This is a genomic window from Actinoalloteichus hoggarensis (genome assembly GCF_002234535.1).
GTDB lineage: Bacteria > Actinomycetota > Actinomycetes > Mycobacteriales > Pseudonocardiaceae > Actinoalloteichus_A > Actinoalloteichus_A hoggarensis.
In genome coordinates, this window is the sequence record NZ_CP022521.1 from 4,796,653 (window position 1) to 4,814,525 (window position 17,873).

A 17,873-nucleotide genomic window follows, 5' to 3' on the forward strand; every position below is an offset into this window, starting at 1 on the left:
GCGGCGGGCAGTGCCGGGGTTCGACTCCCCGAAGAACCAGGCAGCCCAGCACCTCGCACAGGCGAACGGCGTACGCCGTACCTCTCATCACCAGGTGTTGGTCTCGGACGACGAGGGCGGGGCAGGGGCATCCTGCCGACAGCGGACATGCGGCGTGGACGGAGCAGCACGGCGACGGCGAGGAGAACCGGGACGAGGACCGAGGTGACCAGGCGAATGACCATGACACGACTATCGAACATCTGTTCTATTCAGGCAAGATATCGATCGGGTGGACTCCGGCCCCGCCCCATCGCGATGCCCTGAAGCAGCGACGGAGGAACAGGCTCGATGACCACGCGTGATCGTGTGCTCGCCCATGTCCGGGAGCGCGGTGCCCTCGATGTGGAGCCGCTGGGAGCGGGCATGGAAGGCGAGGTGTTCCGGCTCGGGGGCGGGCTGGTCGGCACGGTGTGGTTCGACCGCTCGGCCGAAGGGTGCCGACGCCTCGGCGACCTCTACCGCGAGGTCGCCGCGGCTGGCCTGCCGTTCGCGACGCCCGAGATCCTCGACGTCGCCGAGGTCGACGGCTCGGTCGTGACCACGGAACGGCTCCTGTCGGGCATCCCGTTGCGCACCGCGGTCGAGACGGGCGCGCTGAGCGTTCCCGCCGCCCTCGAAGCGACGGCCGAGGTGGTCACCGCCCTCGGCACGACCACGGCGGGGCCTGCCGCACGGGCCATGGGCCTGTTCGGCTCCACCGCGTCGCCGTGGGCGGGAGCCGAATCCTGGCCCGCCGCGCCGGCGGCGACGATCGGCGATCGGATCGCGCTGCACGGCCGCGTGCTGCGGTCCGCCGTCCACGACTTCGACACGCTGGTCACGACGTTGCTCGCCCGCATCGCCGACCTGCGGCCCGGCCGGGACGCGATCGTCCACGGTGACGTCTGCCCGGAGAACGTCCTCGTCGACGACGCGGGCCGGGTCGTCGGCCTGGTGGACTGAGGATTCCTCAGCACGGCGGGCGACACGGCCTTCGACGCGGCGACGGGGGCAGGGTTCTTCGACATGTACGGCCCCCGCGCCGCCGAGTACGACGACGTCCTGCTCCGCCGGTTCGTCACGCGGTCGGGTCACTCCCGGGAGCTGCTCCTGCTGTACCGCGCCGCCTACGCCGTGCTGGGCGCGAACAGCTACGCCGCCGACGGGACCGACGGGCACTTCGCCTGGTGCGCGGCCGTGCTCGCCCGACCCGACGTCCGCGAACTCCTGTGCTGAGCACGGCCGGACCGTGCGAGGCGCGACGCCGACGCAAGGGCGTCGACGGACCGGTTTTCGAGGATGCCGAGCGGCTCAAGACGAGTCGACCTCGACCTGAAGTGGTCTGGGCGGCACCTCAGGCCGTACTCGCCGTCCTCCCGACGGCCGGCCGTCGGGAGCGATGCCGCTCGGCATCTCTTCGTGCACCCGGCCCACCCGCCAGGGGGTCGCGGGCGGGCCCGGGCGTTCTAGGAGGTGACGTCGTCGGCGACGTTCTCCCCGGGTTCCTGCTGTTCCTCCTCCTTGCCCAACGGCGGTACGTCCTTGAGCCGGACGAGGACGAGGACGGCGATCGCGGCGAGGATCGCGGCGCTCACGCCCGCGAACACGTTCAGCCCGAACGTGAACGCCTCTCGGGCGGGTTGCAGCAGTTCCGTGGCGGTGGGTTCAGACAGTTCACCTGCCGCCACCACTGCTCCGGCGATGTTCTCCCCGGCTGCCGCGACCGAGTCGGCCGGGACGCCCGCCGGGACGTTGTCGAGGAAGTCCCGGTAGTACACCGCCGTGCCCAGCGTGCCCAGTGTGGCGACGCCGAGAGCGGCACCCATCTCGTTGCTGGTCTGCGCCATCGACGACGCCGATCCGGCCCGCTCCGGCGGTGCCGAGCCCACGACGAGTCCCGTGCCCAGGGCGATCAGCGGACCGTCGCAGAGACTCATGACGGCGAAACCGATGACGAGCACGGCGAGGCCCGCGTCGGCGTCGACCTGGGTGAACCACACGAAGGTGGCCACCACGCCGAAGAGGCCGTAACCGATGAGGTAGGCGGGCCGGACATAGCGGGCAAGGACGGGCGAGACCATGGAGCTGAACGTCCCCACCACCATGCCCGGGAGCAGGCACAGCGCCGCCTGCAGCGGGGAGAGGTCCGCCACGGATTGGAAGTGCTGCGTCAGGAAGACCATGGTCGTTCCGCCGATCATGCTGTAGAACAGCGGACCGACCAGCATGGTGCTGAAGGATCGGTTCCCGAAGAGCTTGAGATCCAACAACGGATCGGTCAGGGTGCGCTGCCTGCGCACGAACAGCACCCCGAGCCCGATGCCGATCAACCCGACCAGCACCGACACGACGCCCAGGCCGTCTCGAGCCGCCTCCTTGAGGCCGTAGATGAACATCAGGACGGCGGCGAGGGAGAGTCCCACGCTGACCAGGTCGATACGACTGGTCACGGGACTGCGGAACTCCGGCAGCAGCAGTGGTCCGAGTATCAGTAACAGCACCATCACCGGGACGGCGAGCAGGAAGACCGAACCCCACCAGAAGTGCTCCAGCACCAGTCCGCCGACGAACGGTCCGAGGATGGCACCGAGCGTGAAGCAGCCCGCCCAGACGCCGATGGCGAAGGCCATCTGTCGCTGGTCTCGGAACATGTTGCTGATCAAGGCCAGTGTGGAAGGTGCGAGGGTCGCGCCTGCGATGCCGAGCAGGGCTCGCGCGGCGATCAGCATCTCAGCGGTGGTGGCATAGGCGGCGAGGAACGAGGCGACCGCGAACGCGGCGGCGCCGATCATCAACAGCCGCCGGCGACCGATCCGGTCGCCCAGCGTGCCCATCGTGACGAGGAAGCCGCCGACCATGAAGCCGTAGATGTCGACGATCCACAGCTGAGCGTTGGTGCCGACCTGGAGGTCGGCGCTCAACCCCGGAAGGGCCAGCAGGAGCACGAACATGTCGAAGGTGATGATCAGAGTCGGCAGGGAGAGCACGGCAAGGCCCGCCCACTCCCGGCGCCCGGCCTTGGCGGGCACTTCGTTGACGGTCACGTTCTCGCGTCCTCTCGTCCTGATGTCGCTCGCCGTCGGACCGCTGCCGGGTCACGGGTCTGTGGCGGACCCGTCACGTGGCGCGGCCGCCGCTCGGCCGCGTAGGCCGTACGACGACCGACCGCTTTCCCTCTCCGACGAGCCGGACAGCTCGGAGTCGACAGCCGCGACGAGGATCCGCAGGCGGCGCGCACCGCCCCTGCGACAACCGGGCCCCATCGGGCGTGGTGCGGTCTGTCAATGCGATGCCACGGCCTCAGGCGGCGGGCGGGGCTGACCGACACGATCCACTGATCGCCGCGATTCAGGGAGCACGACGTATTCAGGGGGAGCACGACGATTCAGGGGGCTCCGCGATCAAGGGGGAGCCGGGCGCCGACGAGGAGCGCGCTCGGGGAGAGACCGCCGATCGGAGCCCGCGACCGGGTATGTCGACCCCGCCTCGGCCCGAGCGGTGTGGGACGCCCGCGCGGCGGCGGCCTCAGTCGCCCGCGCCTTCCTCCGGACCGCAGGCGCCCCGGCTCGCCGCCTCGGCTCGCCGCGCGGCGAGGAACGCCCGCTCCGCCTCGTTGTCGGCCGTCTCCCACGCATCTCGATAGGCACAGGCGGCCTCCGAGTGTCTGCCGAGACGACGCAGGAGGTCGGCCTTGACGGCGGGCAGATAGTGGTATCCGGCCAGTGAACCCGCATGTTCCAGCGCGGCTACCTCCGCCAGCGCGGCGGCCGGGCCGTCGACCATCGCCAGCACCACTGCCCGATTGAGGGCCACCACCGGCGATTGCCATGCCGCGCTCAACGCGTCGTAGAGCACGAGCATCTGCGGCCAGTCCGTGTCCGCGTAGGTCGGCGCACGCGCGTGCAGCGCCGCGATGGCCGCCTGGAGGACGAATCGGCCGACGCCGCCTGCTCGAAGCGCCTCGACGACCAGCCGGTGTCCTTCCTCGATGGCGTCGGAGTCCCATTGCGATCGGTCCTGCTCCGCCAGCAGGACGAGCCTTCCGTCGGCATCGGTCCGCGTCGCCCGCCGCGCGTCGTTCACCAGCAGCAATGCCAGCAGTCCTCGGACCTCAGGCTCGTCCGGCATCAGCTCTCGCAGCATGCGGGCGAGGTCCGCCGCCCGGTCCACCAGTTCGGAGCGCACCAGTCTGCCGCCGGACGGCGCGGTGTGGCCGGTGGTGAAGAGGAGGTGTATCACGGTGAGCACCGCGTCCAGCCGCTCCGGCAGCTCCTCGGGCGCGGGCACCCGGTAGGGGATCCGAGCCGCCGTGATCTTCTTCTTGGCGCGGGTGATCCGGGCCGCCATGGTGGTCTCCGAGACCAGGAAGGCCTTCGCGATGTCCGCCGTGCTGACACCGCAGATCAGCCGCAGGGTGAGGGCGACCTGCGCTTCTCGCGCCAGGGCGGGATGACAGCAGGTGAAGACGAGGCTCAGTCGGTCGTCGGGCACCGTCTCGACCGCGACGTCGGCCTCATACGCTTCGGGTTCGGCGAGCAGACGCCGCCTGGCGCGCAACGTCTCGGCACGGCGAAGTGCGTCGAGCGCCTTGCGTCGTGCCGTCGTCGTCAACCAGGCAGCGGGGTTCGCGGGGATGCCGTCACGGGCCCAGGCTCGCAGAGCCGCGACGTAGGCGTCCTGCACGCACTCCTCGGCGAGGCCGACCTCACCCGCGACGCGCACCGTCGCGGCGAGGACGTAGGCCCATTCGCGACGGTGCGCGTCGGTGACGCCCGGTGAACCCGTGCCGCCTGCGGATCGATCACTCCTGAATGAGCGGCCGCACTTCGACGCCGCCGTCCATGATCGGAACCACCCGGCCGATGGCGAGCGCCTGGTCGAGGTCATCGGCCTCGATCACGAAGAACCCGGCCAATGCCTCCTTGCTCTCGATGAACGGGCCGTCGGTGATCACGTCGGCTCGGATCGAGGTGGCCGTGGCACTCGGCTGGGTCGCGTAGGCGCTGACGATCCTGCCGCCCAGTTCTCGAACACGCTCCGGAACCCGGCGGTGTGCCTCCATGACCTCCGGCGGCATGTCAGCCACGCCACCGGGCGTCTCCCGTTCGTAGATGAGCACGGCGTACTGCGCCATCAGACTGTCCTCTCCTCGGTCGTGTCCTATCTGTACGACGAACGGCCCGGCAGAAGATCGACAGAACACGGCGTCGAGGTTTCTCGACCCTCGTGTCGGGGAGGTGTCTCGCGTCGATCCTCGCCGGCCCAGTGTGGACGAGGCCGCCGACCGGGTCACACGGCGCCTTGCCCGGTCTCCTCGGCAGCAGGCGACGAGGGAGGTTCGTGGTCTGTCTCGGCAGGCATGACGGATTGATCTTCACCCCGGCGCCGTCCCGACGGGTTCGTCACGCAGGAAACGAGCGAGGATCTCGTTGAAGAGCTCGGGCCTGCACAGCGAACTCGGATCGGTCGAGTCGGGGATGCGGACGACGGCGGTGCGCGGGACGGCGCGACGCAGCTCCGCCGTGAAGGTGCCCGAGCGCGGCCAGGAGTCCGCCCCGACCACGGCCAGGACGGGGAAGTCCGCCGAACGCAGGCCGGGAACGAAGTTCACCAGGTTGATGGCCAGTCGGGTCTTGAGGGCGTCGACGCCACGCAGCCGCGAGACCGCCTCGCCGAGGACGCTCGCCGCCTCGGGCCACCGTCGGTACTGCCGCTCGATGATCGACCGCAGCACTCGCGTGGGCAGCAGGTTCGACCAGGCGCCCGCGTAGACGGAGGCGAGCCAGGCCGCCCGGCCGAGGCTGGTGGGTCGCGAGTCGCTGTAGGAGTCGACGATCGCGAGCCGTTCGATCCGCTCCGGGTGGGTCACGGCGAGCTGCTGGGCCAGGATGCCGCCGAAGCTGACGCCGCAGACGGCGGCGCGGGCCACGGCGAGGTGGTCGAGGAGGTCGACGACGTCGGCGGCCATGGCCGGCAGCGTGCCTCGACTGCCCCGGATCGGGCCGGAGCGTCCGACGCCGGGCGCGTCGAAGGTGATGACCCGGTGGGTGGCGGCGAAGTGCTCCACCTGCGGGCGCCACATCGCGGCGCCCGCGCTGATGGCGTGGACGAGCAGCAGCGGCGGTCCCGCGCCGTGCACCTCGTAGTACAGGGAGGTCCCGTTCGTCGTGGTCAGGGTCGGCATCGGATGTGGTCCCCGTTCACTCGCCGGTGGCATGGTCGGCGGCGGGCGGTGTCGAGCCGTCCGCCGCGGATGCCTGCCGCACCGCCGCCAGGATCGTCTCGTCGGTGTGGATTCCTCGGGTGTACAGCTCCACGAGCGGGACCGTCAGCCTGCGGACGACGTCCGCCCGAGAGTCGACCCCGTCCAGGGCGCGGCGCAGGTGGTGGTGCAGGAGGAGCGGGGCGACGCCCTGGGTCGCCAGGATCACGGCGAGTGCGCGCGGGTCGCTGCTCTGCCGCATGGTCCCGTCCCGCATCCCGGCCGCGAGCATCGCCGCCGTCCGGTCGACGAGCCGGTCGAAGAGCGAGGCGCTGGCCTCGGTGTCGTCGCCGAGCATCCTGGCGAGGTAGTCGAGCAGGGGTCCTCGGCCGTTCTCCTCGTCCGACCAGGAGGCGATCACGGCGTTCAGGTCGGCGGCGGCGAGGTCGTCCTTCTCGTCGAAGACGGCGTCGAGCACGTGGTGATCACAGGCACGGCGCAGCGCGTCCTTGCTGCCGTAGTGGTGTATCACCAGCGCCGCGCTCGCCCCGGCCTGCTCCGCCACGGCGCGCACGCTGATCGCGGACGCGCCGCGCCTGCCGAACAACAGGATCGCCGCGTCGCGGATCCTGGCCTTCATCGTGAGATCGCCGTCCCGCACTGAACACATGTTCATCATGTTGCACTATTGTTCAGCAGGTGGGTGCGGCGACCCCCCTGGTCGAGCTCCTGCCGACGTCGGAGCGATCCGCCGTGATCGGCCCCCGAGGCAGGCCGCGGCGACACGAGCGGGCCGAGGATGCGCACGCCGGGCCTGTGAGACGACCCCTTCGGTGCAGCCGACGCCGGTCGACGCCCGGTCAGGCCGCAGGCAGGCGCCTCGCTCGCAGGACGACGTCGTGGACGTGACGGGTGCCCTCGGGCGCGGGCGCGGTCCGGAGGCGGGTCTCCTGAACCAGGATCTCCCAGCCGTCGTCGAGCAGGTCGGCGATCTCGTGGGGCTGATAGATGCTGTCGACGTCGAAGTCGGGCTGCTCCGCCCCCGACTCCACGCCGTCGCCGTGCCCCTCGCCCGCGCGATGCTCCCCCAGGTCCCCCAGGTCGTGGGCGCCGACGAGCAGCGTTCCACCGGGCGCGACCGCGGCGAGCAGACCGCGTAGCGCGGCGTGTCGCTCATCCCGCACGAGAGGGAAGTACTGCAGGGACACCAGGTCGTAGGCGCCCGACTCCAGCGGCGTGGTGGTGAGGTCGGCTCGGACCCATCGCACGTCGTCGTCGCCCACGGCGCGGGCGGCGCGGTCCAGAGCCACCTGCGAGATGTCGACGGCGGTGACCCGCCAGCCGCGTTCCACCAGCCATCGGGCGTCGCCGCCCTCTCCGCAGCCGACATCGAGAGCACGACCGACGGGCAGGCCGGACGCCTCGGCGACCAGCACGCCGTTCGGATTGCCGCTGAAGAGCTGTTCGCGGCTGCCGTAGAGGTCGTCCCAGAATCGCTGATCCTTCATCGTGACTCCTTCTGTCGCATTCGTGTCCCGAGCTTCCGACGACCGGGCGCGGCCGCGGCGATGACGGTCGCCCGGCGCTCGGCGAGCGGCGCCCCTCGGATCCGCGATTCGCCGATCTGCCCGCCGACGACGCCCGTCGGGCTGCCCGCCCGCGGCCGGCGGCGACCGTCGTGATCGCCGTCGATCCTGCTGGGCTCCGCGCTGGATTGACAACGAGATTTGCGGAAACTGCAATAGGGACATGACGGACGACGTCGATGCCGTGCTCGATGCGATCGGCCCTCGACTCCGCGAGCTGCGTCGCAGGCACGGGGCCACGCTGGCCACGCTCGCGGAGAGCACCGGCATCCCGATCAGCACGCTGTCCCGGCTGGAGTCGGGACAGCGCAGGCCGACCCTCGAACTGCTGCTGCCGCTGGCCAGGATCTACCAGATTCCGCTGGACAAGCTCGTGGACGCCCCGCCGACCGGAGATCCCCGGCTGTATCCCCGCCCCGTGACCCGGCACGGCATGACCATCCTGCCGCTGTCCCGCAGGCCGGGCGGGCTCCAGGTGTACAAGCAGATCATTCCGGGGGGCCGGAGCAGAGGCACCCCCGATCCCCGTTCGCATGAGGGCTATCACTGGCTGTACGTCCTCGACGGGCGCCTGCGCCTCGTACTCGGGGACCAGGACCTGGTGCTCGCTCCCGGCGAGGTCGCCGAGTTCGACACCCACCTGCCGCACTGGTTCGGCAACGCCGACAGCGAGCCGGTGGAGTATCTGAGCATCCTCGGACCGCAGGGCGAGCGGTTTCACCTGCGTGCCCGCTACCGGCGCGACTGAGCGGCGCACGCCTTCTCCGACCGCCCGGCGCGGCGAGCACGGCGACCCCCGACGAGCCGGCGGGTCGTGTGGCGCGCGGTCCACGCCGATGGCGCCCGAGCCACGTCGTGCCGACACCGGACGTCCGGCGACGATATCCGTCCGTGATACGCGGACGCCCCCGCATCGGCGGTCGCCGGACCGGGTATTGATCACCACGGATTCCACATCCGCGGATACCGACTCCATCGCCGTCCCCCGCGACGGAAGGACCGCATTCCGACAACGGTGATCATCGGTGAACGGAGTCGACGAGAAAGTGGCATGAATGCGTCACGGAAAGACCATTGACCGCCGTCCGTCGACTGCTAAGGTCTAGACCAAGCTCCCCAGAGTCGGGGTTGAGCAGGCCGGATGGCGGTCGACGGCCGCCGGATCGCCGTGGTCACGGCTCTGCCGGAGCCTTCCTCCTCACGTCCCCTGCAGTCGCCGACAACGGATTCCGGCGTCGATGACACACCGGTTCTGACGCATTGTCGGCGGCGTCCTCGATGAGGGAGTAGACATGCGCAAGAAGAAGTTCTCGGCGGCCCTCGCCGGAGCCGCGATCACGCCGCTTCTCCTCGTGAGCATTCCGACGGGCACGGCGAGTGCTCACGGGTACGTGTCGGATCCGCCGAGCAGGCAGGCGCAATGCGCCGCGCGGACCGTGCCGTGCGGCGACATTCAATGGGAGCCGCAGAGCGTGGAGGGCCCCAAGGGCCTGACCAGTTGCAGCGGCGGCAACGGTCGATTCAGCGAGCTCGACGACGACGGCAAGGGCTGGACGGTCACCCCGGTCGGGCGCACCACCAGCTTCAACTGGACCCTGACCGTCTCCCACGCCACCACCACCTGGCAGTACTACGCAGGCGGCACCAAGGTCGCCGAGTTCGACGACGGCGGCGCCCGCCCCGGCGAGACCGTCTCGCATCAGGTCGACTTCGGCAACGTGAGCGGCAGGCAGAAGGTGCTCGCCGTGTGGAACATCGCCGACACCCCGATGGCCTTCTACGCCTGTATCGACGTGAACATCAGCTGAGACGAGGGCACGGCGTCCGTCTGTCGACGGCGTGCCGGGGCGGGTCGAGCACTCGGGGCCCGCCCCGGCGCACCATGCCCGCCGTGTCGTCCGCGCGAGCCCACGAGTGGGGGGCGGCGAGACTGATGAGCGTGTCCGGTCGGCGTCGCGCACCGTACCGCCGGTGAATCAGCCCGCCGCCGGGGCGGTCTCCCGAGCCAGCTGGTTCAGGAACTCGGCCGCCTCGGCCTCCCGTAACCGTTCCTCGGCCTCCTGATCCGCCTCGGCGGCCGGTTCTACGGCCTCGCCCTGCCGGACGGACTCGTGCAGGCCCTCCATCGTCCGATCGAGCCTGCTCGCGACGTCGGCCGCCTGGATGAGTTCGCGTTGCAGGTCGTCGGGGACGTGCCCGTCGTACTTGTAGTAGATCTTGTGCTCGAGGCTGGCCCAGAAGTCCATCGCGATGGAGCGGATCTGCAGCTCCACCGGGATGCGCTCCGTGCCCCTGGCGCGGAAGACCGGGATCTCGACGAGCAGGTGCAGACTCTGATAACCGCTCGCCTTGGGGCGGGCGATGTAGTCGCGCTCCTCGAAGATCGTCACGTCCTCCTGCTCGGCGATCATGTCCCGAATCTTGTAGATGTCCGAGATGAAGCTGCAGGTCACCCGCACGCCGGCGATGTCGAGGATGTTGTCCCGCATGCTCTCGAAGCTGAGCGGGAAGTTCTTCCGGCGCACCTTGCGGACGATGTTCCGCGGCGTCTTCAACCGAGAGCTGATGTGCTCGATCGGGTTGTACTCGTTCGTGTTGTTGAAGTCCTCACGAAGAATGTTGATCTTCGTGATCATCTCGTCTATGGCGAACTTGTAGCCGAGCATGAAGTCGGTGAAACGCGCCCGCTGACGACGGATGCCGTCCAGTTCCTCCTCGATGTCCACGCCTCATTCTGCCTCGGTCCGACACGACGCGGCCGCGTAGGCCTCCGACCCGCCGACCAGGTCGAACGGGTCGATCGACGGGCGGTTGCCGAGTCGGTGCGGGTGCGGGTGCGGGGGCGAGCGGCGGCGTCCGATCGCCCCGGCGGTCGCCTGCTCGGATCGACGTCGCCTGCGGTGCGGGCGCTCACGGCGTCGGCCCCGCTGATTCGCCGTCCGTGACCATGCCTCCCGTCGCCGAACCGGCGGCCCCCGTGCCGTTCGTCGCCGTGCCGTTCGTCGCCGTGCCGTCCGCAGCGGAAGCCAGTTCCGGGTCGGACAACGCCGGCAGCATCTCCGCGAGCACGTCGGCCAGTCCCCGCACCCGGTCCGCGCCGAGCCGGGCCGCGAGCGCGGCTTCGAGGTCGCGGAGGCGCTGGGCGGCCCGCGACAACGCGGCGTTCCCCCGATCGGTGGCCACCACGAGGCGGGCTCGCCCGTCGGCGGGATGGCGCCGCAGCTCGACGTAGTCGGCGGCGGCCAGGTGCGCGACGAGCTCTCCCATCGCCTGCGGGGTCATTCCCGCCGCCGTGGCGAGGTCGCGAATCCGGCTGCCCTCGGGCGACAGGTGACGGAACACGGCGTAGTGGGCGGGCCGCAGATCCGCCGTCGCGTCGAGCAGGTCCGCGTGGAGCTGGTGCTCGAACGCACGCACCGTCTCGACGAGCAGTCGCAGCAACGTCGGGTGACCCGCTGGCGCATCCATAATTAGGAAGGATACCTTCTCATCTATGAACGGTGACGAACTGGTGTTCCGCGACGGCCACAGCGTGCGGTTCGTGGCGCAGGGCCACGACGACGACGGCGAGTTCCTGCGCATGGAGCACCGCTGGCCGACCAGCGGGAGACTGGCGGGGCCGCACTGGCATCCCGTCCTGCGCGAGCACTTCCGCGTGGTGCGGGGCCGGGCTCGCTTCCGGGTCGACGGCCGCGACCACACGGCGGGACCGGGCGACGAGTTGACCATCCTCCCCCGCCAGGTCCACGAGTTCTGGAGCGAGACGCCGGACCTCGTCCTCGACTACGTGGCGCGGCCCCCGCTGCAGCACCGTCGGATGTTCGAGTTCTGGCACGAACTCGACAGCCGAGGCCGGACCACCCGCGCGGGCGTGCCGACCAATCCCCTCGATCTCGGGCTGCTGTGGGAACTGCAGGACGGATACATCGCGGGCCCGCCCGCCTGGCTGCAACGATTCCTCTTCGGCGGTCTGGCCCGACTCGCGCGACTGCTCCGGCGGAATTCGTCCCGGCCCGCGAACGACTCCGGCGTGAGATGAACGCGAGCCGACGTCGAAAGCCGCCCGAGAGAAGGCGGGCGGGCCGAACGGGATTCCACACCGCCGCCTCACGACACCGCGGAACACCGAATCGACGGCAGCCGGAGGCTCTCCACGCCGGACCACGAACCTCGTCCGCCGTCTTCCTCGACCACCGAGGCGACTCCGGCCGCGCGCCTTCACCGCCATGGGGACGGCGAAAGACGAAAGGCGACGGATGCCCGCCCGGCCGGCACCTGCCACCGAGGCGCCGGCCGAATCGGGCCACGGGGTCGTCGGACAGGACCGACCCGACGATCATGTTCGCGACGTGGCAGGTATCGGATGACGCACCCTCCCGCGCAGATCCCCGACACCGGCCGATCACGGCCGACGGTGATCATTAATTATGAATAGATCTTGACACTCGTCAGAGCCCTGCACAGGATGAGTCCGCCGCTGACCATCGGAGTTCAGGAGCCGGACATGCCGTCCCTGCATGTGCTCGACCATGCCCCGCCGCTGTCCGGGCATCTGCCGATGGGCACCCCGGACGACGCCGAACACCCGATCTCGGTGGACGGCCGCGCTATCCGGCGAGCGGGACGGCCCTGGATTCCCGTCATGGGCGAATTCCATTTCAGCCGCTATCCGGCGGAGGAATGGCGGACGGAACTCGGCAGAATGCGTGCGGGCGGCATCGACGTCGTCGCCACCTATCTGTTCTGGAACCACCATGAGCCGACGCGCGGCGAATTCCGCTTCGACGCATCACGCGACATCGGCCGATTCGTCCGACTGTGCGGCGAGCTGGGACTGGCGGCGGCGGTGCGCATCGGCCCGTGGTCCCACGGCGAGTGCCGCGACGGCGGGTTCCCGGACTGGCTCGCCGCCGTCGAGTGCGTGCCCCGCACCGACGACCCCGCCTACCTCGCCCTGGTGGCCGACTACTACGCGCGTATCGGCCGCGAACTCGCGGGCCTGAGTTGGAACGAGGGCGGGCCGATCGTCGCGGTGCAGGTGGAGAACGAGCTGTACGACCAGCCGGGCCATCTGGCCACGCTCCGGACCATGGCCGAGGCGGCGGGCATCGACGCGCCGCTGTGGACCGCGACCGGCTGGGGGGCGCCACGGCTCCCGCCCGACGTGCTGCTGCCGTTGTACGGCGGCTATCCGGAGGCGTTCTGGGCGGATGCGGCCGACGGGTGGGCCCGCGAGATGCGGTGCCACTACTTCTTCACCTCGATCCGCGACGATCACGCCATCGGCGCCGATCTGCGGCCCGCCGTCCCCGCGGGGGCGAGCGCCGATCACGTTCCGCCGGACGATCGCCGCTATCCCTATGCCACCTGCGAGCTGGGCGGCGGCATGGCGATCGCCTATCACCGCAGGCCGCTGATCCCGGCCGCCGACATCTCGGCCCTGGCGCTGGCCAAGCTGGGCAGCGGATCGGTGTGGCAGGGCTACTACCTTTATCACGGCTGCTCGCAACGACAGGACCTTCCGACGCCCAATCAGGAGTCCCACGAGACCGGCTACCCCAACGACCTGCCCGTGGTGAACTACGACTTCCAGGCGCCGCTCGGCGAGTACGGCCAGGTCCGGCCGTCCTTCCACGCCCTGCGGGTCCAGCATCTGTTCCTCCGCGATTCGGGCTCCGACCTCGCCGATCTGCCGGTACAGCTGCCCGACGCCGTGCCCGAGGGCTTGGACGACCGCGAGATCCTGCGCTGGTCGGTGCGATCCGACGGCCGCCGCGGCTTCCTGTTCGTCAACAATCATCAGCCGCACGAGCCGCTGCCCGACCACGCCGACGTCCGTTTCGAGGTCCGGCAGGCCGCGGCGACCGTCCGGCTGCCCGTCCGGCCGGTGACGATCCCCGGCGGGGCGCACTTCGTCTGGCCGATCGGCTACTCGCTGGCGGGCGGGCAGCGGCTCGACTGGGCCAGCGCCCAGCCGCTCGCCCGGCTCACCGTCGACGGCGTCCCGCTCTCCGTCTTCGCCGCCGCCGAGGGCATCGACGCGCAGTTCGCCTTCGCCGCCCCGGTGTCGATCGACGGGCAGGCCGCGGTCGAGAAGGTCGACGGCCGCACCGTCGTCACCGTGTCGCGGCCCGGCACCGACGCACGGTTCTCGGTGATTGACGAGTCCGGACGCGCCGCCGAGGTGCTGGTACTCGGTCAGGCAGACGCCCTGCGGCTCCAACGATCGGAGATCGCCGGGGTGGACACGCTCGTGCTGTGCGACGACCCCGTCGTCCCGGACGGCGACGTCCTGCGTGTCGAGGGCGTGGACGACGTCGTCACCGTCGCGATGCTGCCCGCCCCCGCCAGTCTGGTCGGCGCCGAGCGGATCGACGACGACGGTGTCTTCGCCGCGTGGCAGGTCACCACGGCGGGCGCGCCGCCGCGGCCCCGGCTGGTCCGCTCGGCGGATGAGGCGGCGGTGCCGCCGGCCCGCACGGGCGGTCCGCACCAGCGGGCCTCGGCCCCGACGGACGCGGACTTCGAGAACGCCGCGACCTTCCACGTCACCGTGGACGAACGCGCCTTCGACGGCGACGCCGAGGTGCTCCTCCGCCTGACCTACACCGGTGACGTCGCCCGTGCCTACGTGGGCGGGCGGCTCGTCGCCGACCACTTCTGGTTCGGCCCGGACTGGGACGTGGGTCTGCGTCGCATCGCCGACGACGTGCTTCGGCACGGCATCGAGATCCGTGTGCTGCCGCGCCCGGCCGACGCCCGCGTCTACGTCGACCCCGCCGTGCGTCATCGGTTCGCCCCGGCCGGGGCCCGGCCCGAGATCCAGCACGCCCGGCTCAGCCGGACGCATCGGATCACCCTACGTCCGGAATGGGAGGGACGCGATGCCTGACCTCGATCGCCGCACGCTGCTGCGCGGCGTGGCGGCGGCCGGACTCGGCCTCCTCGGCGCCCCGCTGTTGACGAGCTGCGGGACACCCGATCGCACGCCGAGGACCGCGGGCCCGGTGGACATCCGACTGTGGACCCACGATCCCGGCTACGTGCGCACCTTCGAGACCGCGATCGCCGATCCCGACCTGGTCGGCGACTCCGCGTTCGACTTCCGGCTCGAGATCACCAACGCCGCCCCGCCCGACATCATCACCCGGATGATCACCCAGGCGATCGCCGACGGCAACACGCCCGACCTGGTCGGCCTCGTCATCGATCAGTTCGCCAGGGTGATGGGCTCGTCCATCGCGGAGAACCTCTTCGTCGACCTCTCCGACGTGGTGGCGCCGCTGGGCGAGGAGCTGCTGAAGCTGGCGCCGTACACGGTGGACGGCAGGCCCTACAGCCTGGACGCCGACAACTCGATCACCGTCTTCTACTACCGACAGGACCTCTTCACCGAACACGGCGTTCCCGAGGACGCGGCGACCTGGGAGGAGCTGGCCGAACACGGCGAACGGCTGAGCCGCGACCACGAGATCAGCCTCGGCACCGTCGCCACCGGGGACAACCTCGCCGTAGCCAACAGCTTCTTCCAGTTCTATCTGCAACGCGGCGGCCGAGTGTTCGACGAGACGGGCGAGGTCCGGCTGGAGTCGCCGGAGGCCGTCGAGGTGCTGTCGTTCATGGCCGAGGGCGTGCGCAGCGGGTTCCTGCTGGGCCTGCCCGATCCGTACAGCAGCGCCGCGGCCGCCGCGCTGAAGTCCGGCAGGCTGGCCGCCATCGCGATGCCGAACTGGTACAACGCCTACGGGCTCCAGGCCAACGTGCCCGATCAGCGGGGCCGGTGGCGGATGCGCACCCTGCCGCGCTTCGACGCGGGCGGGCATCTCGCCTCCACCCTCGGCGGCACCGGGTTCACCGTCCTCAAGGACAAGGCGGGCAGCGGAGCCGCGCTGGACCTGCTGAGCCGCGTCTTCCTCACCCGAGAGGGACAGCTCCTGCGCTACCACTCCGGCGGCTTCCTGCCGACGCTGCGGTCGCTCTATCGCGACCCCGAGCTGGTCGACGTCCGCGACGAGTATCTCGGCGGTCAGCGGGTCTTCGACGTCTACGCCCCGGCGGCCGAGGACCTGCCGCTGTTCCACCAGGCACCGGCCATGCAGGTCCTCACCGACGCCCTCGGCGGCCCGGTGCTGGACGCGGTGCGCGGGCGCAGCTCGCCCGCCGCCGCCATCGAGGCGGCCATGGCCGCCTACCGAGAGCAGGTCAGGCGATGACGAACCCGATGAGGACGAACTCGACCAGGACGAACCCGACCAGCAGGCGTCGGCACGACTCGGAATCCCGGGGTGCCGAACTCGAGAAGCCCGCGGGCTGGTGGTCGCGCCACCAGGTGCGGCTGGCGCCGTACGTGTTCGTCTCGCCGTTCTTCCTGCTCTACGGGCTGTTCTTCGTGGTCCCGATCCTGGTGGGCCTGTATCTGAGCGGCACGGAGTGGGCCGGCCTCGGCACTCCGGAGTGGGTCGGCCTGCGCAACTATCAGGACCTCCTCGGCGACCGCGGCTTCTGGATCGCGGTGGGCAACACCGCCGTGTACGTGCTGTTCACGATGTGCGTCGTGGTGCCCGCCGCTTTGTTGATCGCCCAGGCGCTCAACGCGCGGGGTCTGCGGGGCCGAGACATGTTCCGGCTCGCCTACTTCATGCCGGTGGTGATCTCCCCGATCGTCATCACGCTGGTGTTCGGGCTGTTCTTCGAGCGCGAGTTCGGCATCGTCAACGGACTGCTGCGCGCGGTGTTCGGCTTCGGCGGGATCGACTGGCTCGGCGATCCACTGTGGGCGAAGGTCAGCGTCACCGTGCTGGTGCTGTGGCGGTGGACCGGCTATCTGACCATCTTCTTCCTGGCCGGATTACAGAACGTGCCGAAGGAGCTGTACGAGGCGGCCGCCATCGACGGCGCCGGACCGGTGCGCCGATTCATCGACGTCACCCTGCCCGCGCTGCGACCGGTGACCGCGTTCATCGCCGTCACCGTCCTGGTGAACACCGCACAGATCTTCGACGAGCCGTTCCTGCTCACCCAGGGCGGTCCCGGCGAGTCGACGCTGTCGGTCGCGATGTTCATCTATCGCGCGGGCTTCCAGCGCCAAGAGCTCGGGTACGCCGCCGCGGCCGGCGTCCTGCTCTTCGCCGTCGTCTTCACGCTGGGGCTGCTGGCCAACCGCGTGTTCGGGGTGGGAAGGGACGTCCGATGACCGCCGTCACCGACCGTCCTCGCCGGGTCACCGGCGGGCGGCTGCTGCTCTACGGGTTCCTGATCAGCCTGCTGCTGGTCTTCGCGCTGCCGCTGTTGTGGGCGCTGTCCTCGTCGTTCAAGAGTCGCTCGGACATCTTCAGCTATCCGCCGCAGCCGCTGCCCGCTCCCGCCGTGCTGGACAATTATCGGACGCTGCTCGCCGAGCAGCCGTTCTGGAGCTGGTTCGTCACCAGCACGGTCGTGGCGCTGCTGTCCACGGTGCTGGCCGTCGGTCTCTGCTCCCTGGCGGGATTCGCGTTCGCGAAGTACCGCTTTCGCGGCAAGACGATCCTGTTCAACATCATGTTCAGCTCGCTGGCCGTGCCGTTCGCGGTCATCGTGGTGCCGCTGTTCATCATGATCGCCAAGGCTCGGCTGACCGAGCCGTACTTCGCCCTCGTCGTGCCCTGGATCGCGCCCGCCTTCGGCATCTTCATGATGCGCCAGTTCGCCGAACAGGCCGTCCCCGACGCGCTGCTCGACGCGGCCCGCATGGACGGCTGCACCGAGTTCGGGCTGTTCCGCCGGGTGGTGCTCCCGCTGCTGCGGCCCGCGCTCGGAGCCCTCGGCGTGTGGTCGTTCCTCAACAGCTACAACAGCCTCATCTGGCCGCTGATCGTGATCAGCGAGCCGGGCGACTACACGCTGCCGCTGGGCATCCAGGCGCTCTTCGGCGCGACAGGCCGACAGTACGACCTCGTGCTCGCGGGGTCGGTGCTCGCCGCCGTGCCGAGCCTGCTGGTGTTCTTCCTGCTGCGCCGCCAACTGTTGGAGGGGCTGGCCGCGGGCGCCGTCAAGAGCTGAATCCCCGTCCGTCGCACCGACACGCC

Annotated in this window: 17 protein-coding genes; 9 read left to right on the plus strand and 8 right to left on the minus strand. The window is 70.3% G+C overall.

The genetic code is table 11. From position 1 onward, the window contains the following. Window positions 1–330: 330 nt before the first annotated feature. Together AHOG_RS20370 and AHOG_RS20375 are read left to right on the plus strand one after the other, a co-directional pair. Window positions 331–984 carry an aminoglycoside phosphotransferase family protein gene (locus AHOG_RS20370; protein WP_093942769.1) on the plus strand — a complete coding sequence of 218 codons (654 nt, stop codon included), beginning with the start codon at window positions 331–333 and terminating at the stop codon, window positions 982–984. A 63-nt stretch (window positions 985–1,047) separates the two neighbouring features. Beyond that, on the plus strand, window positions 1,048–1,257 hold the full coding sequence (locus tag AHOG_RS20375; protein WP_093942770.1) for a hypothetical protein: 210 nt from the start codon (window positions 1,048–1,050) through the stop codon (window positions 1,255–1,257). Window positions 1,258–1,487: 230 nt separating this feature from the next. Here AHOG_RS20375 and AHOG_RS20380 read toward each other — a convergent pair whose 3' ends face one another. From AHOG_RS20380 to AHOG_RS20405, 6 genes are all read right to left on the minus strand, one after another. Then, window positions 1,488–3,065 carry an MFS transporter gene (locus AHOG_RS20380; protein ID WP_093942771.1) on the minus strand — a complete coding sequence of 526 codons (1,578 nt, stop codon included), beginning with the start codon at window positions 3,063–3,065 and terminating at the stop codon, window positions 1,488–1,490. Window positions 3,066–3,546: 481 nt separating this feature from the next. Continuing rightward, window positions 3,547–4,743: an RNA polymerase sigma factor gene (locus tag AHOG_RS20385; RefSeq protein ID WP_245856348.1), complete on the minus strand. Its 1,197-nt coding sequence runs from the start codon at window positions 4,741–4,743 to the stop codon at window positions 3,547–3,549. A 79-nt stretch (window positions 4,744–4,822) separates the two neighbouring features. Further along, window positions 4,823–5,155, minus strand: coding sequence for a YciI family protein (locus AHOG_RS20390; protein WP_093942773.1), 333 nt, complete (start codon window positions 5,153–5,155; stop codon window positions 4,823–4,825). Window positions 5,156–5,395: 240 nt separating this feature from the next. Next, window positions 5,396–6,205 (minus strand): alpha/beta fold hydrolase, encoded by an 810-nt coding sequence (locus tag AHOG_RS20395; RefSeq protein ID WP_157736944.1) that lies wholly within the window; start codon window positions 6,203–6,205, stop codon window positions 5,396–5,398. A 16-nt stretch (window positions 6,206–6,221) separates the two neighbouring features. Then, window positions 6,222–6,893: a TetR/AcrR family transcriptional regulator gene (locus tag AHOG_RS20400; protein WP_157736945.1), complete on the minus strand. Its 672-nt coding sequence runs from the start codon at window positions 6,891–6,893 to the stop codon at window positions 6,222–6,224. 190 nt (window positions 6,894–7,083) lie between these two features. After that, complete coding sequence (locus AHOG_RS20405) at window positions 7,084–7,731, minus strand: class I SAM-dependent methyltransferase (RefSeq protein ID WP_093942776.1); 648 nt, start codon at window positions 7,729–7,731, stop codon at window positions 7,084–7,086. Between the two features lie 241 nt (window positions 7,732–7,972). Between AHOG_RS20405 and AHOG_RS20410 the strand changes: the two genes are divergently transcribed. Both AHOG_RS20410 and AHOG_RS20415 read left to right on the plus strand, forming a co-directional pair. Continuing rightward, the gene (locus AHOG_RS20410) at window positions 7,973–8,557 is read left to right on the plus strand and encodes a helix-turn-helix domain-containing protein (RefSeq protein ID WP_093942777.1); all 585 of its coding nucleotides are present in this window, start codon (window positions 7,973–7,975) and stop codon (window positions 8,555–8,557) included. 544 nt (window positions 8,558–9,101) lie between these two features. Next, window positions 9,102–9,617, plus strand: a complete 516-nt coding sequence (locus AHOG_RS20415; RefSeq protein ID WP_093942778.1) for a lytic polysaccharide monooxygenase auxiliary activity family 9 protein — start codon at window positions 9,102–9,104, stop codon at window positions 9,615–9,617. A gap of 168 nt (window positions 9,618–9,785) precedes the next feature. Here the strand turns inward: AHOG_RS20415 and AHOG_RS20420 are convergent, their stop codons facing one another. Beyond that, entirely contained in the window at window positions 9,786–10,535 is a 750-nt protein-coding gene (locus AHOG_RS20420; RefSeq protein ID WP_245856349.1) for a GTP pyrophosphokinase, read from the minus strand. A 184-nt stretch (window positions 10,536–10,719) separates the two neighbouring features. After that, window positions 10,720–11,277 (minus strand): MarR family winged helix-turn-helix transcriptional regulator, encoded by a 558-nt coding sequence (locus AHOG_RS20425; protein ID WP_093942779.1) that lies wholly within the window; start codon window positions 11,275–11,277, stop codon window positions 10,720–10,722. A gap of 25 nt (window positions 11,278–11,302) precedes the next feature. Here AHOG_RS20425 and AHOG_RS20430 point away from each other — a divergent pair, with 25 nt between their 5' ends. The 5 genes from AHOG_RS20430 to AHOG_RS20450 all read left to right on the plus strand — a co-directional run bounded on the left by AHOG_RS20430 (window position 11,303) and on the right by AHOG_RS20450 (window position 17,847). Further along, on the plus strand, window positions 11,303–11,848 hold the full coding sequence (locus tag AHOG_RS20430; RefSeq protein WP_093942780.1) for a cupin domain-containing protein: 546 nt from the start codon (window positions 11,303–11,305) through the stop codon (window positions 11,846–11,848). Window positions 11,849–12,247: 399 nt separating this feature from the next. Then, on the plus strand, window positions 12,248–14,701 hold the full coding sequence (locus tag AHOG_RS20435; RefSeq protein WP_211290459.1) for a beta-galactosidase: 2,454 nt from the start codon (window positions 12,248–12,250) through the stop codon (window positions 14,699–14,701). Next, window positions 14,694–16,022, plus strand: coding sequence for an ABC transporter substrate-binding protein (locus AHOG_RS20440; RefSeq protein ID WP_093942781.1), 1,329 nt, complete (start codon window positions 14,694–14,696; stop codon window positions 16,020–16,022). Before AHOG_RS20435 ends, AHOG_RS20440 begins: the two co-directional genes overlap by 8 nt. Further along, window positions 16,019–17,002: a carbohydrate ABC transporter permease gene (locus AHOG_RS20445; protein ID WP_211290460.1), complete on the plus strand. Its 984-nt coding sequence runs from the start codon at window positions 16,019–16,021 to the stop codon at window positions 17,000–17,002. The genes AHOG_RS20440 and AHOG_RS20445 overlap by 4 nt, the downstream gene beginning before the upstream one ends. Next, window positions 16,999–17,847: a carbohydrate ABC transporter permease gene (locus AHOG_RS20450; RefSeq protein ID WP_093942783.1), complete on the plus strand. Its 849-nt coding sequence runs from the start codon at window positions 16,999–17,001 to the stop codon at window positions 17,845–17,847. The genes AHOG_RS20445 and AHOG_RS20450 overlap by 4 nt, the downstream gene beginning before the upstream one ends. Window positions 17,848–17,873 lie beyond the last annotated feature (26 nt).